General features: G+C 54.0%; 19 protein-coding genes. 15 read left to right on the forward strand and 4 right to left on the reverse strand.

The annotated features are described in order from the left end of the window. Window position 1 precedes the first annotated feature (1 nt). The 5 genes from acpS to G9Q38_RS09130 are packed head-to-tail and all read left to right on the forward strand — an operon-like array spanning window position 2 to window position 5,203. Window positions 2-421 carry a holo-ACP synthase gene (gene acpS, locus G9Q38_RS09110; protein ID WP_119440746.1) on the forward strand — a complete coding sequence of 140 codons (420 nt, stop codon included), beginning with the start codon at window positions 2-4 and terminating at the stop codon, window positions 419-421. Between the two features lie 17 nt (window positions 422-438). After that, the gene (nagZ, locus tag G9Q38_RS09115) at window positions 439-1,485 is read left to right on the forward strand and encodes a beta-N-acetylhexosaminidase (protein ID WP_166130165.1); all 1,047 of its coding nucleotides are present in this window, start codon (window positions 439-441) and stop codon (window positions 1,483-1,485) included. Beyond that, the gene (uvrC, locus tag G9Q38_RS09120) at window positions 1,448-3,271 is read left to right on the forward strand and encodes an excinuclease ABC subunit UvrC (protein ID WP_166130168.1); all 1,824 of its coding nucleotides are present in this window, start codon (window positions 1,448-1,450) and stop codon (window positions 3,269-3,271) included. Before nagZ ends, uvrC begins: the two co-directional genes overlap by 38 nt. A 15-nt stretch (window positions 3,272-3,286) precedes the next feature. Then, window positions 3,287-3,862: a CDP-diacylglycerol--glycerol-3-phosphate 3-phosphatidyltransferase gene (gene pgsA / locus G9Q38_RS09125; protein WP_119440743.1), complete on the forward strand. Its 576-nt coding sequence runs from the start codon at window positions 3,287-3,289 to the stop codon at window positions 3,860-3,862. A 48-nt stretch (window positions 3,863-3,910) separates the two neighbouring features. Beyond that, entirely contained in the window at window positions 3,911-5,203 is a 1,293-nt protein-coding gene (locus G9Q38_RS09130; protein WP_166130171.1) for an MFS transporter, read from the forward strand. A 25-nt stretch (window positions 5,204-5,228) separates the two neighbouring features. Here the strand turns inward: G9Q38_RS09130 and queF are convergent, their stop codons facing one another. Further along, the gene (gene queF / locus G9Q38_RS09135) at window positions 5,229-6,053 is read right to left on the reverse strand and encodes an NADPH-dependent 7-cyano-7-deazaguanine reductase QueF (RefSeq protein WP_166130174.1); all 825 of its coding nucleotides are present in this window, start codon (window positions 6,051-6,053) and stop codon (window positions 5,229-5,231) included. Window positions 6,054-6,157: 104 nt separating this feature from the next. Here queF and G9Q38_RS09140 point away from each other — a divergent pair, with 104 nt between their 5' ends. The 9 genes from G9Q38_RS09140 to G9Q38_RS09180 all read left to right on the forward strand — a co-directional run bounded on the left by G9Q38_RS09140 (window position 6,158) and on the right by G9Q38_RS09180 (window position 12,735). Beyond that, window positions 6,158-7,123, forward strand: coding sequence for a P-type ATPase actuator domain-containing protein (locus G9Q38_RS09140; protein WP_166130177.1), 966 nt, complete (start codon window positions 6,158-6,160; stop codon window positions 7,121-7,123). Window positions 7,124-7,127: 4 nt separating this feature from the next. Then, window positions 7,128-7,331 carry a cbb3-type cytochrome oxidase assembly protein CcoS gene (gene ccoS, locus G9Q38_RS09145; protein ID WP_166130180.1) on the forward strand — a complete coding sequence of 68 codons (204 nt, stop codon included), beginning with the start codon at window positions 7,128-7,130 and terminating at the stop codon, window positions 7,329-7,331. 61 nt (window positions 7,332-7,392) lie between these two features. Then, window positions 7,393-8,898 (forward strand): cytochrome-c oxidase, cbb3-type subunit I, encoded by a 1,506-nt coding sequence (ccoN, locus tag G9Q38_RS09150; RefSeq protein ID WP_166130183.1) that lies wholly within the window; start codon window positions 7,393-7,395, stop codon window positions 8,896-8,898. An 11-nt stretch (window positions 8,899-8,909) separates the two neighbouring features. Then, complete coding sequence (ccoO, locus tag G9Q38_RS09155) at window positions 8,910-9,569, forward strand: cytochrome-c oxidase, cbb3-type subunit II (RefSeq protein ID WP_166130186.1); 660 nt, start codon at window positions 8,910-8,912, stop codon at window positions 9,567-9,569. Between the two features lie 2 nt (window positions 9,570-9,571). Further along, window positions 9,572-9,772 (forward strand): cbb3-type cytochrome oxidase subunit 3, encoded by a 201-nt coding sequence (locus G9Q38_RS09160; RefSeq protein ID WP_166130188.1) that lies wholly within the window; start codon window positions 9,572-9,574, stop codon window positions 9,770-9,772. Next, window positions 9,765-10,673 (forward strand): cytochrome-c oxidase, cbb3-type subunit III, encoded by a 909-nt coding sequence (ccoP, locus tag G9Q38_RS09165; RefSeq protein ID WP_166130191.1) that lies wholly within the window; start codon window positions 9,765-9,767, stop codon window positions 10,671-10,673. The genes G9Q38_RS09160 and ccoP overlap by 8 nt, the downstream gene beginning before the upstream one ends. A 39-nt stretch (window positions 10,674-10,712) precedes the next feature. Continuing rightward, complete coding sequence (gene ccoG, locus G9Q38_RS09170) at window positions 10,713-12,230, forward strand: cytochrome c oxidase accessory protein CcoG (protein ID WP_166130194.1); 1,518 nt, start codon at window positions 10,713-10,715, stop codon at window positions 12,228-12,230. Further along, the gene (locus tag G9Q38_RS09175) at window positions 12,227-12,496 is read left to right on the forward strand and encodes a hypothetical protein (protein ID WP_166130196.1); all 270 of its coding nucleotides are present in this window, start codon (window positions 12,227-12,229) and stop codon (window positions 12,494-12,496) included. Before ccoG ends, G9Q38_RS09175 begins: the two co-directional genes overlap by 4 nt. Continuing rightward, window positions 12,493-12,735 carry a hypothetical protein gene (locus G9Q38_RS09180; RefSeq protein WP_114421940.1) on the forward strand — a complete coding sequence of 81 codons (243 nt, stop codon included), beginning with the start codon at window positions 12,493-12,495 and terminating at the stop codon, window positions 12,733-12,735. The genes G9Q38_RS09175 and G9Q38_RS09180 overlap by 4 nt, the downstream gene beginning before the upstream one ends. A gap of 13 nt (window positions 12,736-12,748) precedes the next feature. Here the strand turns inward: G9Q38_RS09180 and G9Q38_RS09185 are convergent, their stop codons facing one another. After that, a complete protein-coding gene (locus tag G9Q38_RS09185) occupies window positions 12,749-13,477 on the reverse strand; it encodes a helix-turn-helix domain-containing protein (protein ID WP_166132362.1) in 729 nt (242 codons plus the stop codon). Window positions 13,478-13,634: 157 nt separating this feature from the next. Continuing rightward, complete coding sequence (locus G9Q38_RS09190; RefSeq protein ID WP_166130199.1) at window positions 13,635-14,543, reverse strand: LysR family transcriptional regulator; 909 nt, start codon at window positions 14,541-14,543, stop codon at window positions 13,635-13,637. An 83-nt stretch (window positions 14,544-14,626) separates the two neighbouring features. On the opposite strand from G9Q38_RS09190, the gene clpB reads away from it, so the two are divergent. Next, on the forward strand, window positions 14,627-17,224 hold the full coding sequence (clpB, locus tag G9Q38_RS09195) for an ATP-dependent chaperone ClpB (RefSeq protein WP_166130202.1): 2,598 nt from the start codon (window positions 14,627-14,629) through the stop codon (window positions 17,222-17,224). Between the two features lie 36 nt (window positions 17,225-17,260). On the opposite strand, the gene G9Q38_RS09200 is transcribed toward clpB, so the two are convergent. After that, window positions 17,261-17,920 (reverse strand): epoxyqueuosine reductase QueH, encoded by a 660-nt coding sequence (locus G9Q38_RS09200; RefSeq protein ID WP_114420524.1) that lies wholly within the window; start codon window positions 17,918-17,920, stop codon window positions 17,261-17,263. Window positions 17,921-17,922 lie beyond the last annotated feature (2 nt).

Consider the following 17,922-nt stretch of genomic DNA (forward strand, 5'->3'; position numbering starts at 1 on the left):
TATGCTGCCGAGCATGCCGGGTGCGGTGGCCGGTATAGGTACCGATATTGCCGTTGTCAGCCGTTTCGAGGCGGCTTTTAAGCGGTTTGGTTTACGTTTCGCCCAGCGCATTTTGGGCCCGGGCGAATTGCAGGTTTTCGAACGCCGGCGCGCGCGTGATCCGGCGCGGGGAACCCGTTATCTGGCCACGCGGTTTGCCGCCAAAGAAGCCTTCTCCAAAGCGATCGGGCTGGGTTTGCATAGCCCCATGAGCTGGACGCGTATGGAAACCCTGAACGCACCAGGCGGCAAGCCGCAAGTGAAGCTGAACGGTATATTGGCCGATTGGTACGCCGAGCGCTTTGGTGCCGCACATGTTTCCGTGAGCGATGAGAAAGATATGGTGATTGCATTTGTTTTGGTAGAGTCAAAGTCGGCCTGAGCGGCCAAGGGAGCATTATGGTTGCGGTGTTGCCGCCTGGCCAGGTCATGGTCGATGTAGAAGGATTGAGTCTTGAGCCTCACGAAGTAGCGCGTTTGCGTCATCCGCATGTAGGCGGCGTTATCCTTTTTGCGCGTAACTTTGAAAGTCGAACGCAACTCACGCAGTTGTGCGCCGAGATTCACGCGGTACGCGACGAACCCTTGCTTATTGCGGTTGACCACGAAGGTGGGCGTGTTCAGCGTTTCAAGTCCGATGGCTTTACGCCTCTGCCGTGTATGCGCCGCTTTGGTGAAATCTGGGAGGATGACTCTTTGGCAGCCATGCGCCTGGCGACCGAAACGGGTTATGTATTGGGTGCTGAACTGCGTGCGTGCGGTGTTGATTTAAGTTTCACGCCGGTACTCGATCTGGATTACGGCCAGAGCTCCGTGATTGGCGATCGTGCTTTTCATCGTGAGCCCCAGGTTGTGGCTATGTTGGCACGCGCTTTGATTCAGGGGCTGATGCTGGCCGGCATGGCGGCATGCGGCAAGCATTTTCCCGGCCATGGCTATGTGGCGGCTGACTCGCACCACGAGATTCCGGTTGACGACCGCTCGCTTGAGGAAATCATGCGTGAAGATGCCGCCCCTTATGGATGGCTGGGCGACATGGTGTTGCCTTCGGTGATGCCCGCCCATGTTATTTATCCGAAGGTTGATGCGCATCCGGCCGGATTTTCCCGTTACTGGATTCAGCATATTTTACGTGAGCAGCTCGGCTACGAAGGGGTGGTGTTTTCCGACGATTTAACGATGGAAGGCGCTTCGGTTGCGGGTGATATTCTGGCGCGTGCGCAAGCGGCGTTGGGGGCAGGATGCGATATGGTGCTGGTGTGCAATCGTCCCGATTTGGCCGACACGCTTTTACAGCAGCTTGAGCAGCCTGAAAATCATGCCGAGGCGGTTGCCCGCATTCGTCAACTAGCGCCGCGCTTTGCGTGTGCCAATTGGGATGCCTTACAAAATCAGTCACGATATCAGTATGCCCGAGACCTTCAATCTGAAATCATTTCTGGCTGATCTCCCCCATTTGCCGGGCGTGTATCGTCATTTGGATGAAAATGACGAGGTCTTGTATGTAGGCAAGGCGCGCGATCTTAAAAAGCGGGTTTCGTCTTATTTCCAGAAGAATCTGTCGAGCCCGCGTATCGCCCACATGGTGGCGCGGGTTAAACGGGTTGAAGTCACGGTTACGCGCACGGAAGCCGAAGCGTTGTTGTTGGAAAACAATTTAATCAAACGTTTGCGGCCCCGCTATAACATTCTTTTTCGCGATGACAAATCGTATCCCTATTTGCAAATTACCGGGCATGAAGCGCCCCGCATTGCTTACTACAGGGGCACCACAAGCGGCAAGGGGCGGTATTTCGGGCCTTATCCGAACTCGTGGGCTGTGCGCGAGACTATCCAGATTTTGCAGCGGGTGTTCCGTTTACGCACTTGTGAAGACAGCGTGTATGCGCATCGGTCGCGCCCTTGTTTGTTGCATCAAATTGGTCGGTGTTCGGCACCGTGCGTGGGCGTGATTTCCATTAAAGACTATCAGCATGATGTTGATCGTGCGGTACGATTTCTTGATGGGCAAGCCGGTGAGGTGATGCGCGACATGGAAGGGCGCATGCAAGAGGCGTCCGAGCGCCTGGCGTTTGAAGAGGCCGCCGTTTTGCGAGACCAAATGGCGGCATTGGCCAGTGTTCTGCAGCAACAAACTATGGAGAAAATCGGCGATGAGGATGCCGATATTATTGCCGTGGCCATTGCCGGAGGGCGAGTTTGCGTGAATCTGGCTATGGTGCGTGGCGGACGTCACTTAGGCGATAAAGCTTTTTTCCCAACGCACACGCAGGACGATGAGCCGGGTGAAATTTTGTCGGCATTTGTGGCGCAACATTATCTTGATAGTCCTTTACCCCCCTTGTTGATTTGTTCCCATGCGTTATCTGATAGCGATTTGGTTGCATTGCTGCAGGAGCAGTTGGGCGTGCGTACCCGAGTGCTGACACGGCCGCAAGCCATGCGTCGATCATGGTTGGAACAGGCCCAGAAGAATGCGCAAATGGCACTGGCCCGTATGCTCACGGAGTCGGGCGCTCGTGTAACACGAACCCGTGCCCTGGCTGAAGCCCTGGGGCTGGAAACCGACGAAACCGCATTGGACGCTTTGTATATTGAGTGTTTTGATATTAGTCATACTGCCGGTGAGGCCACGCAAGCGTCTTGTGTGGTGTTCAAACATCACGAAATGCAAACCTCTTTATATCGTCGCTATAACATTGCCGGAGTCGCGCCGGGCGACGACTACGCGGCAATGCGGCAGGTTTTAACGCGCCGGTTTTCACGTGTTGCCGATGGGCAGGCGCCCATGCCGTCTTTGGTACTGGTCGACGGCGGTAAAGGCCAAGTCAGCATTGCGCGACAAGTATTTGCCGAACTCGGTCTGGATATTTCCACTTTGGTGGGCGTGGCGAAAGGTGAGGGTCGTCGTGTGGGTTTGGAAACGTTGGTTTTTGCCGACGATCGGGAACCGGTTGCATTGGGGAAAGAGTCGGCGGCGTTAATGCTTATTGCGCAGATTCGCGATGAGGCTCATCGTTTTGCGATTACCGGAATGCGGGCCCAGCGGGCCAAGGCCCGCAATGTTTCACGGTTGGAGCAAATTGAAGGTGTCGGCGCTAAACGCCGCCAGAAGTTGTTGGCGCGTTTTGGCGGGCTGTCGGGCGTGGCGGCAGCCAGCATCGACGACTTATGCCAGGTGGATGGTATTTCAGCCGAATTGGCCGAGCGCATCTATTATGCGCTGCGATAAGTTAGTATTACGACTATGCCATTGAACACACCGATGATTCTGACCTGGCTGCGGATTGCGTTGATCCCGCTGGTCGTTGCGCTGTTTTACCTTCCTGCCGGATGGTTGGGGGGAGAGGCATTGCGTGACACGCTGGCCGCCTCGGCATTTATTGTGGCGGCGTTAACCGATTGGTTCGATGGCTGGCTGGCCCGGCGGTGGAACCAAACTTCGGCGTTCGGCGCATTTCTCGACCCGGTCGCCGATAAGCTCATGGTGTGCGCGGCTTTGCTCGTGCTGCTCGATTTGCAACGGGTTGATATTTTCATTGCGCTTATTATTATCGGCCGTGAAATCACTATTTCGGCCCTGCGTGAATGGATGGCACAAATTGGCGCCAGCGGCAGTGTGGCGGTACACTGGCTGGGTAAGTTTAAAACAGCTGCGCAAATGGTGGCGATTCCCTGTTTGTTGTATGGTCAGTCTTTGTTCGGGGTGTCATCCATGCAGGTAGGCAGTATACTGATCATAGTTGCGGCCATTCTCACCGTATGGTCCATGTTTTATTACCTGCGCCGCGCCTGGCCGCAAATCCGGGAGCGCGCTTCCTGAGCCTGCCACGCATCGTTGCAGCAGGCGTTTAGCCGAATGTAGAAGATTATGGTTGCCACTACCGTCGAAGATATTCCCGATAGCCCCCAGGTTCAAAAAAACGATTGGAAAATCATTAGCTTGATTGGCGCCGCACACGCCGGTTCGCACTTTTTTCAATTGGTTCTCCCAACCTTGTTTTTGTCTCTGGCCAATGAGTTCGGTTTCAGCTACAGCCAGTTGGGCTTGCTGGTGTCCGTCTTCTTCATCACGTCGGGTGTGGGCCAGGCGTCGTCCGGTTTTATTGTCGACCGTATCGGGCCCGCACCGGTCTTGCATTTTGGCTTGGCTTGTTTCGTGTTGTCCGGCGTACTTATCGGGTTTTCGAACGGTTACGCCTTATTGCTTTTGGCGGCCTTTATTGGCGGGGTCGGCAATTCTGTTTTCCATCCGGTCGATTATTCCATTATTAACCACCGCGTAAGCCGCTATCGTTTGGGCCACGCATACAGTACGCACGGGTTCACGGGGAACTTGGGTTGGGCGCTTACCCCGGTGTTTATGTCGGCGTTAATTTATGTGGCCGATTGGCGTGTTGCTACTTTTGGTGCGGCGGCTTTGCTGGGTGTCATTTTGGTTGTTGTCTGGTTGGGGCGTGACCTGCTTTCGGGGCGAAATATTGTCGGGCGTAAAATCAGCGCGCCTGTCGATCATAAAGGCGACCCGGCATCCTTGGCGTCGAAATCGGTCGCCGAAACCTTTGTGACTTTAATTAAGCAGCCTGTTTTATGGGGTGCGTTCTTTTTCTTCACGTGCTCAACCATGTCGCTTTCAGCAGTGCAAAGCTTTACCATTCCCATGCTTGGGCAGGTATACGGTATTGATAAAGTCTTGGCCGGCACGGCTTTGTCGGGCTATATGCTGGCGTCTGCGGCCGGCATGATTGCCGGGGGTTTTCTGGTTGGCGCAAGCCGCCGCAATGAAATGACGGTGGCCGGGTCTTTGATTCTTGCCGGCCTCATTCTGGTGTTGCTGGCGTCGGGTATGTTGCATCCCTGGCTGGCCATTGTCATGGTCGGGTTAGGTGGTTTTTGCGCCGGTATTGCTGCGCCGTCGCGCGACATGCTGGTGCGCAGCGTGACGCCCAAAGGGGCAACCGGCACGGTATACGGGTTGGTGTATTCAGGCATGGATGTTGGTGCATCCATTGGCCCGGTTGTATTCGGTATTCTACTCGACGCCGGGTTCCGTCAGGGCCCGTGGGTGGGTGCTGCTATTACGTTCGCGCTTGCTGCGGTGGTTGCCTTGGTTATCGGCCATACGGTTGCACAGCGCAAAGCCACCGGGGCGGCGCCCGCATAACCACCGCCTGGTTCTGTCTTAAAACTTATTGGCGTGGCGTGCGGGCCGGTTCAAATACCAGGGGCCCACTGCTGCGCCATGGGTTAATGTCCAAACCTCCGCGGCGTGTATAGCAGGCATACACAAATAAAAATTCAGGTTGGCATGCCTGCCAAATATCGCAATAAATCTTTTCCACGCAGTGCTCGTGGAATTCTGTGTGTTGGCGTAGCGACACAATGTATTTCAACAATGATTCACGATCAATTTGGAGGCCTTTGTATTGGATTTGCAGGCTGCCCCAATCTGGTTGCCCGGTGACCGGGCAGTTTGATTTCAATAAGTCGGACGTAAGTGTTTCGTTAACCATTTGCGGGTTTGTTGTGCACTTTAGTAGGCCCGCATTGGGTTGGTAATGCTCAATGTCGACGTCGGCGCCGTCAATATTCAGGCCCTCCAGCGGGGCACATTGTATGGTTTGAATCTCGTGCAACTCGGTTAATACCACTTCAACCTGCCCACCTGCTACTGACGATAAATCTTTTTCCAAATGTTGTTGCACACTGCTTATTGAGTTGAATCGGCTTTCGTTAAAGCTGTTCAGATAGAGTTTGAAGGACTTTGATTCAATAATGTGGGGGGTGTTATGCGGCACGATAAAACGGGCCATGGCCACTATTGGTTTGCCGCGTGTGTTAAGCCAAGACACTTCGTAGGCATGCCAGATATCGGCGCCGACCCAGTTCGGAATGAAGGGTAGCTGCGCCCGGTTGGTTTCCCGGTTAACCGGGAAAAGCACACTGGGGTCGTAATGTGTGGGGTAGGCGACATCGCGACCAAGGGGGGCCTGATCTAAAGGGGGAGACGACATTTTGTTTTGGAAAAGGGTAGGCAAATTGAGACAGTCATGTGAATATTTTACTGTGCTTGATTTAAATCAATGAACTAAAGCTTACTATCAGGTACAGTTTTGTCATGTCCGTAATGTCCTTATTCGCCCCTCCGGTCGCCATGGCACCGGCCGACCGAAATGCACGACGCCACATGGTGGCACGATTGGGTTTGGCGTGGTTGGGCATGATGCAGGTCATGATGTTTGCGTTCCCAGGCTATTTACGCAATCAACCTATGTCAGTCGAAAATCAATTATTCCTCGATGACGCCATTGTGTTGCTGAATTGGTTAAGTCTGGTTCTTACGGTACCCGTCATTTTGTATTGCGCATGGCCGGTTTGGAAAGGAGCACTGGGCCGCTCCCGTTCACGTGTTATTACCATGGATGTCCCCGTTGCACTGGGTATTTCGGCGGCGTTTATTCCCAGCGTTTACGCTACCTGGGTTAACCACGGTGAAGTGTATTTTGAGTCGGTCACTATGTTTGTAGCTTTCCTGCTCACGGCACGCTACTTGGAGTTTTGCGCGCAACAAACCATGGCGCACGGCGCTTTTCATGAAAATATTCAGTCATTACGCCATGCTTTGTCGGCGGGGGCCGACCGTATCGCGCTTTGGTTTACCGTTGCGCAACTTACTTTGGCCGCGCTGGCGGGGGCATATTGGTTTGTTTTCGCACCGGAACATGCCGTAGCGGTGACGGTTGCTTTGCTGGTAATCAGTTGCCCGTGTGCCTTGGCAATGTCGGTGCCCACGGCTATTGCCGCTGCGCATGCCAGTTTGTATAAGCGTCAGCAAGTGTCTTCCCGTCGCCTTGAGCAATTATCCAAAGACACAACGCGGGTAGCGCATCAGAATTTGTATGGTTCCATGATATGGCACTTATTGCTTACACCTTTAGCGGCATTGGGTTATGTGCAACCCTGGTTGGCGGCGATCACCATGCTGGTGTCGTCGCTTGCCGTAGCGGCAAATGCTTTGCGTTTGTATCGCCGACAATCCCGTGAACTGGCCGGCGTGTGGGTGGGCCGGGCCGTTCAGGGTTAGGCCAATGGGGGCGCTGTATTTATTGTTACCTATTTCGCTCATATTGGTCGTGTTAATCGGTGCCGCTTTTTGGTGGGCCATTTTTTCAGGGCAGTTTGAAGATACCGACGAGGCGGCGCGATCAATTCTGGAGGATAACGATACGCCGGAACCCAAGATGCAAGAGCGGGACGCAGAGAAAGAAGCACGACGTGATAGCAGCGAATAAACAAGTCAAGCCGACAAAAAGTTAGAAATTAATCATGTGTTTTTTGTTTTAGGGGATTTTTATGGGCAATTCCGGCACGCGGGATAAGCAGCCAGAAACCTTCAACTATGGGGTGGTCAGGCAATTTACCGTCATGACCATTGTGTGGGGGGTTGTGGGCATGGCAGTAGGCGTTCTTATCGCGGCACAGTTGATCTGGCCCGATTTGAATTTCAATACGCCGTGGCTTAGTTACGGGCGTTTGCGCCCGGTTCATACCAATACCGTGATTTTTGCCTTCGGCGGTACGGCTTTGTTTGCAACCTCGTACTACGTGGTGCAGCGAACCTGTCAGGTGCGTTTGTTTTCCGATAAGCTGGCGGCCTTTACGTTTTGGGGTTGGCAAGTTTGTTTGCTGGCCGGTTTTTTAACCTTGCCTCTGGGTTATACCAGCACCAAAGAGTATGCCGAATACGAATGGCCGATTGATATTCTGATCACACTGGTTTGGGTGGCTTACGCCGTCGTGTTCTTCGGCACCATCTTTAAACGCCGGGTAAAGCACATTTACGTGGCCAATTGGTTTTTTGGTTCGTATATCCTAACCATCGCCATCCTGCATATTTTCAACAACATTGAAATTCCGGTTTCCATGTGGAAATCGTATTCCGTCTATTCAGGCGTGCAAGATGCCATGGTGCAGTGGTGGTATGGGCATAATGCGGTGGGGTTTTTCCTTACCACCAGCTTCCTGGGCATGATGTATTACTTCGTGCCCAAGCAGGCGAACCGGCCAATCTATTCTTATCGCCTGTCTATTGTGCATTTCTGGGCGCTGGCCTTTACCTATATGTGGGCCGGCCCGCACCATTTGCATTACACCTCTTTGCCCGACTGGACCCAGGCACTGGGCATGATCTTTTCCTTGATTTTGCTGGCACCGTCATGGGGCGGCATGATTAACGGCATCATGACCGTATCAGGTGCATGGCACCGCTTGCGTACCGATACCATTTTGAAGTTCCTGGTCACAGGCTTGTCTTTCTACGGCATGGCGACTTTTGAGGGCTCAATGCTGTCGATCCGTACGGTGAATGCCTTGTCACATTACACCGACTGGACAGTGGGGCACGTGCACGTGGGTGCGCTCGGTTGGGTTGCGATGACTATTTTTGGTTCCTTCTACTACATGATTCCACGTTTGTATGGCCGCTCGGAAATGGCCAGTCCCAAACAGGTTGAGCTGCATTTTTGGCTGGCCACGATCGGGGTGGTGCTGTATATCGCCTCAATGTGGGTTGCCGGTGTCATGCAGGGGTTAATGTGGCGCGCCACGGCTGAAGACGGCACCCTGGTTTACAGCTTTGTTGAAGCACTGCAGGCAACGTACCCGTTGTACGCCATTCGTTTGCTCGGTGGATTCTTCTTTCTGGCCGGCATGCTGGTTATGGCCTGGAACACCTGGAAGACGTTGCAGGGGCAGGACAAGCCCAACCCGGTGGTTTATTTGTATAACCCCGACAGCACCCAGCCGGAGCTTGTGGGGCCACCCTCCGATAAACCTGTGCCAGGCCCGGTGTCGGCTTAAGGAGTAGATGAATGGCCAACCAAAAGAAAAAATTTTTCAGTCACGAAACACTGGAAACCAATATCGGCTTGCTCATTATTGCCAGTATTCTGGTGGTGAGCTTTGCCGGCCTGGTGCAGATTGTGCCGCTTTACTTTCAGCATTCCACAACGGAACCGACGGAAGGGGTCGAGCCCTACGAAGCGCTTCAACTGGTTGGGCGCGATATCTATATTCGTGAAGGGTGTGTGGGGTGTCATTCGCAACAGATTCGTATGCTGCAATCGGAAGTGCAACGATACGGCCCTTACTCGTTAGCCGGTGAGTTTGTGTACGACCATCCGTTTTTATGGGGCTCTAAACGCACCGGGCCCGATCTGGCCCGTGTCGGCGGCCGTTACTCCGACGAATGGCACCGTATTCACTTGCGCAATCCGCGCGACCTGGTACCCGAATCAAACATGCCGGCTTATCCCTGGCTTCAACATAACTCGGTCGACGGTGTGGATGTGCAGGCTCGCATGCGTGCTCTAAGGGCGATTGGTGTGCCTTATACCGACGAGCAAATTGCACAAGCCCCGGAGCAATTGCAAGGTCGAACCGAGGAAGATGCCCTGGTGATGTATTTGCAAAGTCTGGGTGTGGCCGGGCGTGAAGCTGCGGCCCGCGCTGTTGCAGAAGGGAGTCGATAGCTATGGGTATTGTTAACGGTATTGTCACGCTCGTTGCGTTGATCACTTTTCTTGCCATTGTGGTGTGGGCGTTCTCAAAAGGCCGCAAGAAAGCCAACAAAGACGCTTCCATGCTGCCGTTTATGCAGCCGGATGAAGACAATCTGAGCAACGACAAGAAAAAGGCACCTGGCACGCAAGAAAAAGGGGATTCTCATGACTGATTTCGTGAGCAGTTTTTGGGCTTATTTCATTGCCATCATGACGGCGGCGGGAATTATTTTCTGTGTCTGGTTGCTGTTTACCCAGCGTCGTTGGCTGGGTAAGGAAGTGAAAGAGGCCAAGAACACCGGGCATGTGTGGGATGGCAATCTCATGGAGTTGAACAATCCCGTGCCGCGCTGGTGGACCGTTTTTTATCTGGCCTTATGTGTTTTTAGCGTGGGTTATTTGGTTTTGTATCCCGGCCTGGGAATTTTTAACGGGATTTTGAATTACTCCACAGCTCAGGAGGTTAAGCAGTCGCAGGAAGCATTGTCTGAACGTATTCGTCCGTTCTACGCGCGTTACGAGGCCATGCCTATTGAGCAGGTCGCGGCCGACCCGCAGGCCCGGCAGATTGGTGAGCGTTTATTCCTGAATAACTGTGCGCAATGTCATGGGTCGGATGCGCGCGGATCGGTCAGTTTTCCGAACTTAACTGATAAAGATTGGCTTTATGGTGGTTCGCCCGACCAAATCATGACGTCCATTACCAAAGGGCGTCATGGAGTGATGCCGCCCATGAGCGCACAAGTCAGTGCGAATCAGGCAGCGGATATCGCGCAATATGTTCGTTCACTCTCGGGCCTGGCCAGTGATCCTTTGCAGGTCGTAAGGGGAAAGCAAGGTTTCGAGAATAATTGCGTGGCTTGCCACGGTGTTGACGGCAAGGGTAACCAGGCGCTGGGCGCGCCAAATCTTACCGACGACGTCTGGCTTTATGGTAGTTCGGCCGATGTGATTGTGAAAACCATTTTGAATGGTCGCGATAACCAGATGCCGGCTCAAGAGGGCGTGCTGACGCCTGAACAGATTCGTATGTTGGCGGCCTGGGTATGGGGGCGATCAAACTCTCCTCGTTAACCAGGCTGTATATCGTCGCGTTTTCAAGCAGGAGCGCACATGGATAAGAAACCTATTGCTCAGTCGGAGGACCTGATCCAGACGGGTCAGGGCGCTGCGCCCGCGTGGCAGCCTCCCAAGGTGGCGCCCGCGCCGCGTCGGGGTGGGGTTTCACCACAGGTCGAGAAAGCGCTTACCGATGTTCGCAGCAAGGTTTATCCGCGCGCGGTGACGGGGCTTTATGCCCGCTGGCGCGTCATTATGGTGCTGTTCACACAGGCCATTTTTTATGGGCTGCCCTGGTTAACCTGGGGCGACCGCCAGGCGGTGCTGTTCGATTTGGGCGCCCGTAAATTTTATATCTTCGGCATGGTGCTGTGGCCGCAAGACGTCGTGTATTTGGCCGTCTTGCTTGTTTTGTCGGCATTTGCCCTATTTTTGTTTACCGCCATTGCCGGGCGATTGTTTTGTGGCTATGCGTGTCCGCAAACGGTTTATACCGAAATTTTCATGTGGGTTGAGCGCAAAATTGAAGGTGATCGTCTGGCGCGTATTCGACTCGACGGTCAACCCTGGTCGTGGCGTAAATTTCGGTTGAAAGCGGCCAAACATGTCGTTTGGATTGTTATTGCCTTTTGGACAGGTTTTACTTTTATTGGCTATTTCGCGCCTATCCGTGCGTTAGGCGCCGATTTGGTCGCTTTCTCGCTTGGTCCATGGCAGTGGTTCTGGATGCTGTTCTATGCTTTTGCCACATGGGGTAACGCAGGATTCATGCGCGAGGCGGTTTGCAAATACATGTGCCCGTATGCGCGCTTTCAAAGTGTAATGGTCGATGACGACACCTTTGTCGTGACTTATGACTACAAGCGGGGTGAACCCAGAGGGGGGCGTTCACGACAAATTGATCATAAAGAAGCGGGCATGGGTGATTGCGTTGATTGCACCTTGTGTGTTCAGGTTTGCCCAACGGGTATTGATATTCGCGATGGCTTGCAGTACATGTGCATCGGTTGCGGCGCCTGTGTCGACGCTTGTGATCAGGTGATGGACAAGGTGGGTTACCCGAAAGGCCTGATTCGCTATACCTCGGGCGCCGCCATAACAGAAGACCTTACCCAGTCGCAAGCACGCAAGCGGGTTTTGCGGCCGCGTGTGCTGTTTTATATGGGGCTGATGGCGGTTATTGCAGCAGGATTCGCTTTCTCGTTGCTCACCCGCGAAACTCTGAAAATGGATATCATTCGCGACCGCGGCAGTCTGGGTCGTGAAATTCCAGGCAATTTAATCGAGAATGTTTATCGCTTGCAGATTATGAACACGGATGATGAGGCGCTTGCCGTTACATTGCGTGCCGACGGCTTACCGGGGCTTGAATTGCTGGCTGCCACAGGTGAACCCACCGGCACAATTGAAATAGAGGGTGGCAGCCATCGGTTGGTGCCTGTGTTGGTGCGCTTGCCTGCAGACCAGGCCGGCCCCGGCGTGCACAGTATTTCGTTTGTCGTCAGTGCCGAGTCGGTCTCTGGATCAGGCGCGCAGCTTGTTGAGCAAACCAGTTTTTATGTCCCACAATGAAACAAGATTCCAACCATACTGACACGCGCCCCTGGTGGAAAGAGCCCTGGCCCTGGATTTTGATGGCCGGCCCGTTTATTACCTTGGTGGGCTGCGCGGTAACGATTGTACTGGCAGTGCATTATTACAGTGATCAAGCGATTCACGATGGTGGGCAGCGTAAAGGTTTGGTCGTGCAAAAAATACAAGATGCGCCGTTGCCGGAGATGGACGCTAAAAACACGTCTGCCGAGACGGCAGCCCATAACAGGAGACAATCACCATGAGCCGTTATTCGCTAATGTGGATACTGTGGCCCTCGTTTTTATTTGCGGGGGCGGGCAGTGCCACGGTATTTGCATTAATTGATCCGCTGGATATTGCCGTGTTCGGCTCGATGCATTTTAGCCGCGAGGTTGTGTACACAGCAGGCTTCTTTCTATTCTGGATTATGACTGCGTTGTCGAGTGCGCTGACGTTGTACATGGCCCCGGCGGAAGGGGTCGATCAGTTGCCTGATCGTTGAGTGACAGGGTGGGCTACCCGCAGTCGGTGCCGGCTAAATCGCGCAGCGCGGGCAGGTCGAGCAATTTGACTTCGCGTTGGTGAATGCGGATGAGGTTTTCACGTGCGAAACGGGAGAACAGTCGGCTGACTGTTTCCAGTGTCAGACCTAAATAATTGCCGATTTCTTCCCGGCTCATGCGCAGAATGAATTCAGACGAGGAATAACCCAGGATGGATAGCCGTTGTGACATATTCACCAGAAAGGCGGCAAGGCGTTGTTCGGAGCGTAAAACGCCCAGTGATACGACCAACTGGTGCGAGCGCTTCATTTCCGTGCTGGTCAGACGCCGTAACTGTTGCTGCAGTGACGGGATGTGCGCCGCGACGCGGTCGATTTCATCCACGCGTGCAACGCACACTTCGGTATCTTCCAGTGCAACCGCATGGGATAACTGCCGGCCTTCCAAAAAGCCGTCGAGCCCGGCAATTTCCCCTGGTAACAGAAAGCCCGTTACCTGCACATGGCCCGAAGCGTCTTCCAGTTGTGTTTTGAGTGACCCCACCCGAATGCCGAAAATGGCGTCGGCGCGATCGCCCGCTTCGAACAGGCTTTCGCCTTTTGGAATGCGTAAACGTTCCTGTACTACTTCTTCGAAACGGCTGATATCAATGGTTGACATGCCCACGGGCAGGCATAGGTTGTTCAACATACAGGTTGAGCAACGGCTTGAGTCTGGTGTCAGAGGAATTCGTTTCTGCATAGACATCGTGGCGCCTGGGCGGGCCGTGTAAAGAGGGGGGCTTATATGACGGTGCAAAAAGCTTATGGAACGACCTGACGGCAATTGTACATGTTTGTGTAACGATTGACACCTTATGCAAATTATCTTCGCATCAAATGTGATTGGTATGAACGGCCTAGTGCCCATCCCAATAGCTGGGCTGGGCGTAGGTATTTTTCAGCATTTCCACGAAGACCCGCAGGCGTCGGGGTTGATGTTTGCGTTCTGTAAGAATGGCAAAAATACCATTTGGGGGAGCGGCGTACTCATCGAGCACACTTACAAGACGGCCTGCTTCAATTTCTTGCCGTACCTCCCACAGCGATCGCCATGCCAACCCACAACCGGCCAGCGCCCATTCCAGCAAAACCGACCCGTCGGTACTGGTAAGAGTACCTTTGACCCTGTACGCCCTCACTTTACCGTTGTGTTGAAGCAACCACCCTTTCGACTGATTTCCCTGGCTGCCGAACGACAGACAATTGTGCTGGATCAGGTCGTCGGGGGTACGGGGGCGGCCAAAGTGTTTGAGGTAATGGGGCGAGGCCACAATGATGCGGCGGTTATCTGCCAGGCGCATCCCGATGAACTGCGAGTCATCCAGGTCGCCGATTCGAATGGCGCAATCGTAACGTTCTTCAATCAGGTCGACCAGTCGGTCGGTCAGGTCGAGCGTAATGTTGATTTCGGGATAGCGTTGCAAAAAAGCCGGTACCAGCGGGGCGATGTGGCGCCGACCAAACCCCGCAGGCGCGCTAATGCGCAGTTCGCCACTGGGGCGGGCGCTGCCTTGCGCCACCTGGCTCTCGGCTTCGGTCAGTTCTTTCAGAATGGATTGGGCCTTGTCCAGGAAGGCAGTGCCTTCCGTGGTCAGCGACAAACGCCGAGTCGAACGCACCAGCAATTTCACTCCCAGCCGTTTTTCCAGCGCATCCATGCGGCGCCCCATCATTGTGGGGGCAACCCCCTCGGCCCGGGCTGCGGCCGAAAGGCTTCCCAGTGTCGCGACCGACACAAAACTTTCCAGTTGTTTGAATTTATCCATTTTTCACATCTTGAAATGCTGCGCTGCGGCCTTATTTAATCACTATTCGAGCAAATGCTCAGCCTTAATTTTGAAAGAAGACTATGCGATTCGACAAACTAACAACCAAATTTCAGCAAGCCCTTGCCGATGCGCAAAGTCTTGCAATTCAGAACGATAATCAGTATATCGACCCGTTGCACTTGCTGTCGGCTTTGCTGGCGGACACAGACAGCGGGGCGGGGAGTTTGCTGGCGCGAGCGGGCGTGGCGGTGAATCGACTGGCGCCGGCGGTTAGCTCTGCCATCAAGTCCTTGGCGCAAGTGCCCGGTTCGGCAGGGAATGTGCAAATTGGGCGGGAGCTGCAATCGGTTCTCGCACGCACTGATAAAGAAGCCTCGAACCGCGGCGACGCCTATATTGCCAGCGAGCTTTTTTTGCTGGTGTTGGTCGACGACAAATGTGAAGCCGGCCGCTTGCTGCGTGAAGCGGGCGCGCAACGCAAACCTTTGGAAACCGCCATTGAGGCGGTGCGCGGTGGTGCCACGGTGGGCGATCCGGAAGGGGAGTCGAACCGTGAGGCTTTGTCGAAATATACGACCGATTTAACCGAGCGCGCGCGTGAGGGGAAGCTGGATCCGGTGATCGGCCGCGATGACGAAATCCGTCGCACTATCCAGATTCTGCAGCGTCGCACGAAGAACAACCCTGTGTTGATTGGTGAGCCGGGGGTGGGTAAAACGGCGATTGTGGAAGGCCTTGCCCAGCGGATTATCAATAATGAAGTGCCTGAAACACTGAAGGGCAAGCGGGTGCTATCACTGGATCTGGCTGCATTGCTGGCCGGCGCCAAGTATCGTGGTGAATTCGAGGAACGCCTGAAAGCGGTGTTGAAAGAGCTGTCGCAAGATCAGGGCGGCATTATTGTCTTTATCGATGAGTTGCACACTATGGTGGGAGCCGGTAAGGCCGAAGGCGCCATGGATGCCGGCAATATGCTGAAGCCGGCGCTGTCGCGCGGCGAGTTGCATTGCATTGGTGCTACCACGTTGGACGAATACCGCAAATATATTGAGAAAGATGCCGCCCTTGAGCGTCGTTTCCAGAAAGTGCTGGTAGACGAGCCTGATGTCGAGTCCACCATTGCTATTTTGCGCGGTTTGCAAGAACGCTATGAGCTTCACCACGGCGTGGCGATCACCGATCCGGCCATTGTGGCGGCGGCCGAGTTGTCACATCGCTACATTACCGACCGTTTCCTGCCGGACAAGGCTATCGACCTGATTGATGAGGCGGCCGCGCGTATCCGTATGGAGATCGACTCCAAACCGGAAGTGATGGATAAGCTGGATCGTCGCATTATTCAGCTGAAAATCGAGCGCGAGGCGGTGAAGAAGGAAACTGATGAAGGCTCCATGCGTCGTTTGAAAGTCATTGAAGATGAACTGGAGAAATTGCAGCGCGAATATAACGACTACGAGGAAATCTGGAAGTCGGAGAAAGCCGCTGTTCAGGGTTCACAATCGGTGAAGGAAGAAATTGAGCGCACCCGTGCCGAGATGGCCGAGCTGCAACGCAAAGGTCAGTTTGATAAGCTGGCTGAACTTCAGTACGGGAAATTGCCCGAGCTTGAAGCGCGCCTGAAGGCGGCGGAAGCAGGAAGTGGCGAAGAGCAGGAGAAGTCCGACAAGCCGCGTTTGCTGCGCACGGAAGTGGGTGCTGAAGAAATTGCTGAAGTGGTGTCGCGCGCAACCGGTATTCCGGTGTCAAAAATGATGCAGGGCGAACGGGAGAAGTTGCTTGGTATGGAAAGCCATCTGCATCGCCGCGTCGTAGGGCAGGACGAAGCGGTGAGCCTCGTGGCCGACGCTATCCGCCGCTCCCGCGCCGGGCTGGCCGACCCTGCACGGCCCTATGGCTCATTCCTGTTCCTTGGCCCCACCGGCGTCGGCAAAACCGAGTTGACCAAAGCACTGGCTGATTTCTTGTTCGACTCCGAAGACCATATGATTCGGATCGATATGAGCGAATTTATGGAAAAGCACTCGGTGGCACGGTTGATTGGTGCGCCGCCGGGGTATGTGGGTTACGAAGAGGGTGGTTATTTAACCGAGGCTGTACGTCGTAAGCCATATAGCGTGATTTTGCTGGATGAAGTGGAAAAGGCGCATCCGGATGTCTTCAATGTGCTTTTGCAGGTGCTTGACGACGGTCGCCTGACCGACGGCCAGGGTCGTACTGTGGATTTTCGCAATACGGTGATTGTGATGACATCGAACCTTGGTTCGCATCATATCCAAAGTATGGCGGGGCAACCCTACGAGGTGGTGAAGGAAGTCGTGTGGGAAGAATTGAAGACCTCGTTCCGTCCCGAGTTCCTGAACCGTATTGATGAAGTGGTCGTGTTCCACGGATTAGAGGCCAAGCATATTGAGTCTATTGCCCGCATTCAGATCCAGCGTTTGCAGGCGCGTTTGGCACAGCACGAAATGCGGCTCGAAGTGTCTGATGCTGCACTGGCGCAACTGGCGCATGCGGGATTCGACCCTGTATTTGGCGCCCGTCCGTTGAAGCGGGCTATTCAGCAGCATATTGAAAACCCGGTCGCCAAGTTGATTCTGGAAGGCCGTTTCGGCCCCAAAGATGTCATTCCCGTGGATTGGCGCGACGACAAGTTCGTGTTTGAACGGACATTGCAGTAAAGGAAACAAGGCCCGCTTAAAGAAGCGGGCCTTTTTCTATAGCGTTTCTTCTCGCCCGTAGAACTTCACACCGATTTCAATGGCTTCGCGCCCTTGTGCTCGACGATGACGATTGGTGTCGCGCAGTGAGTAAATGCAGCCGCAGTATTCTTGCTGATAAAAGTTTTCCCGCTTGCTGATTTCGATCATGCGGGCCGACCCGCCGCCTTTGCGCCAGTTGTAAGTCCAGTAGGCCAGGTCAGGGTAGCGGGCGGCGGCACGCTCGCCACAACCATTAATTTGATTCATGTCTTTCCAGCGTGAAATGCCCAACGAACTGGTAATGGTATCGAACCCGTTCTCGTGTGCATAAAGCGCGGTGCGTTCGAAACGCATATCGAAACAGACCGTGCAGCGTTCGCCGCGTTCGGGTTCATTTTCCAGCCCTTTCACGCGCTCGAACCAATTGTCGCGGTCGTAATCGGCGTCGATGAACTCGATGTTGTGTTCTTCAGCAAAGCGGATATTCTCGTTTTTGCGAATCTCGTATTCACGGTCGGGGTGAATATTCGGGTTGTAGAAGAAAATACTGTATTCGATACCCGAGGCAGTCATGGCTTCCATGACTTCGCCCGAACAGGGCGCGCAGCACGAATGCAACAGCACTTTCCTGCGGTTGTCGGGTAGCTGAAGTTGGGGGCGTTTGTAATCACTCATAA

It is taken from the genome of Pusillimonas sp. DMV24BSW_D (genome assembly GCF_011388195.1).
Classification (GTDB): Bacteria; Pseudomonadota; Gammaproteobacteria; order Burkholderiales; family Burkholderiaceae_B; genus Neopusillimonas; species Neopusillimonas aestuarii.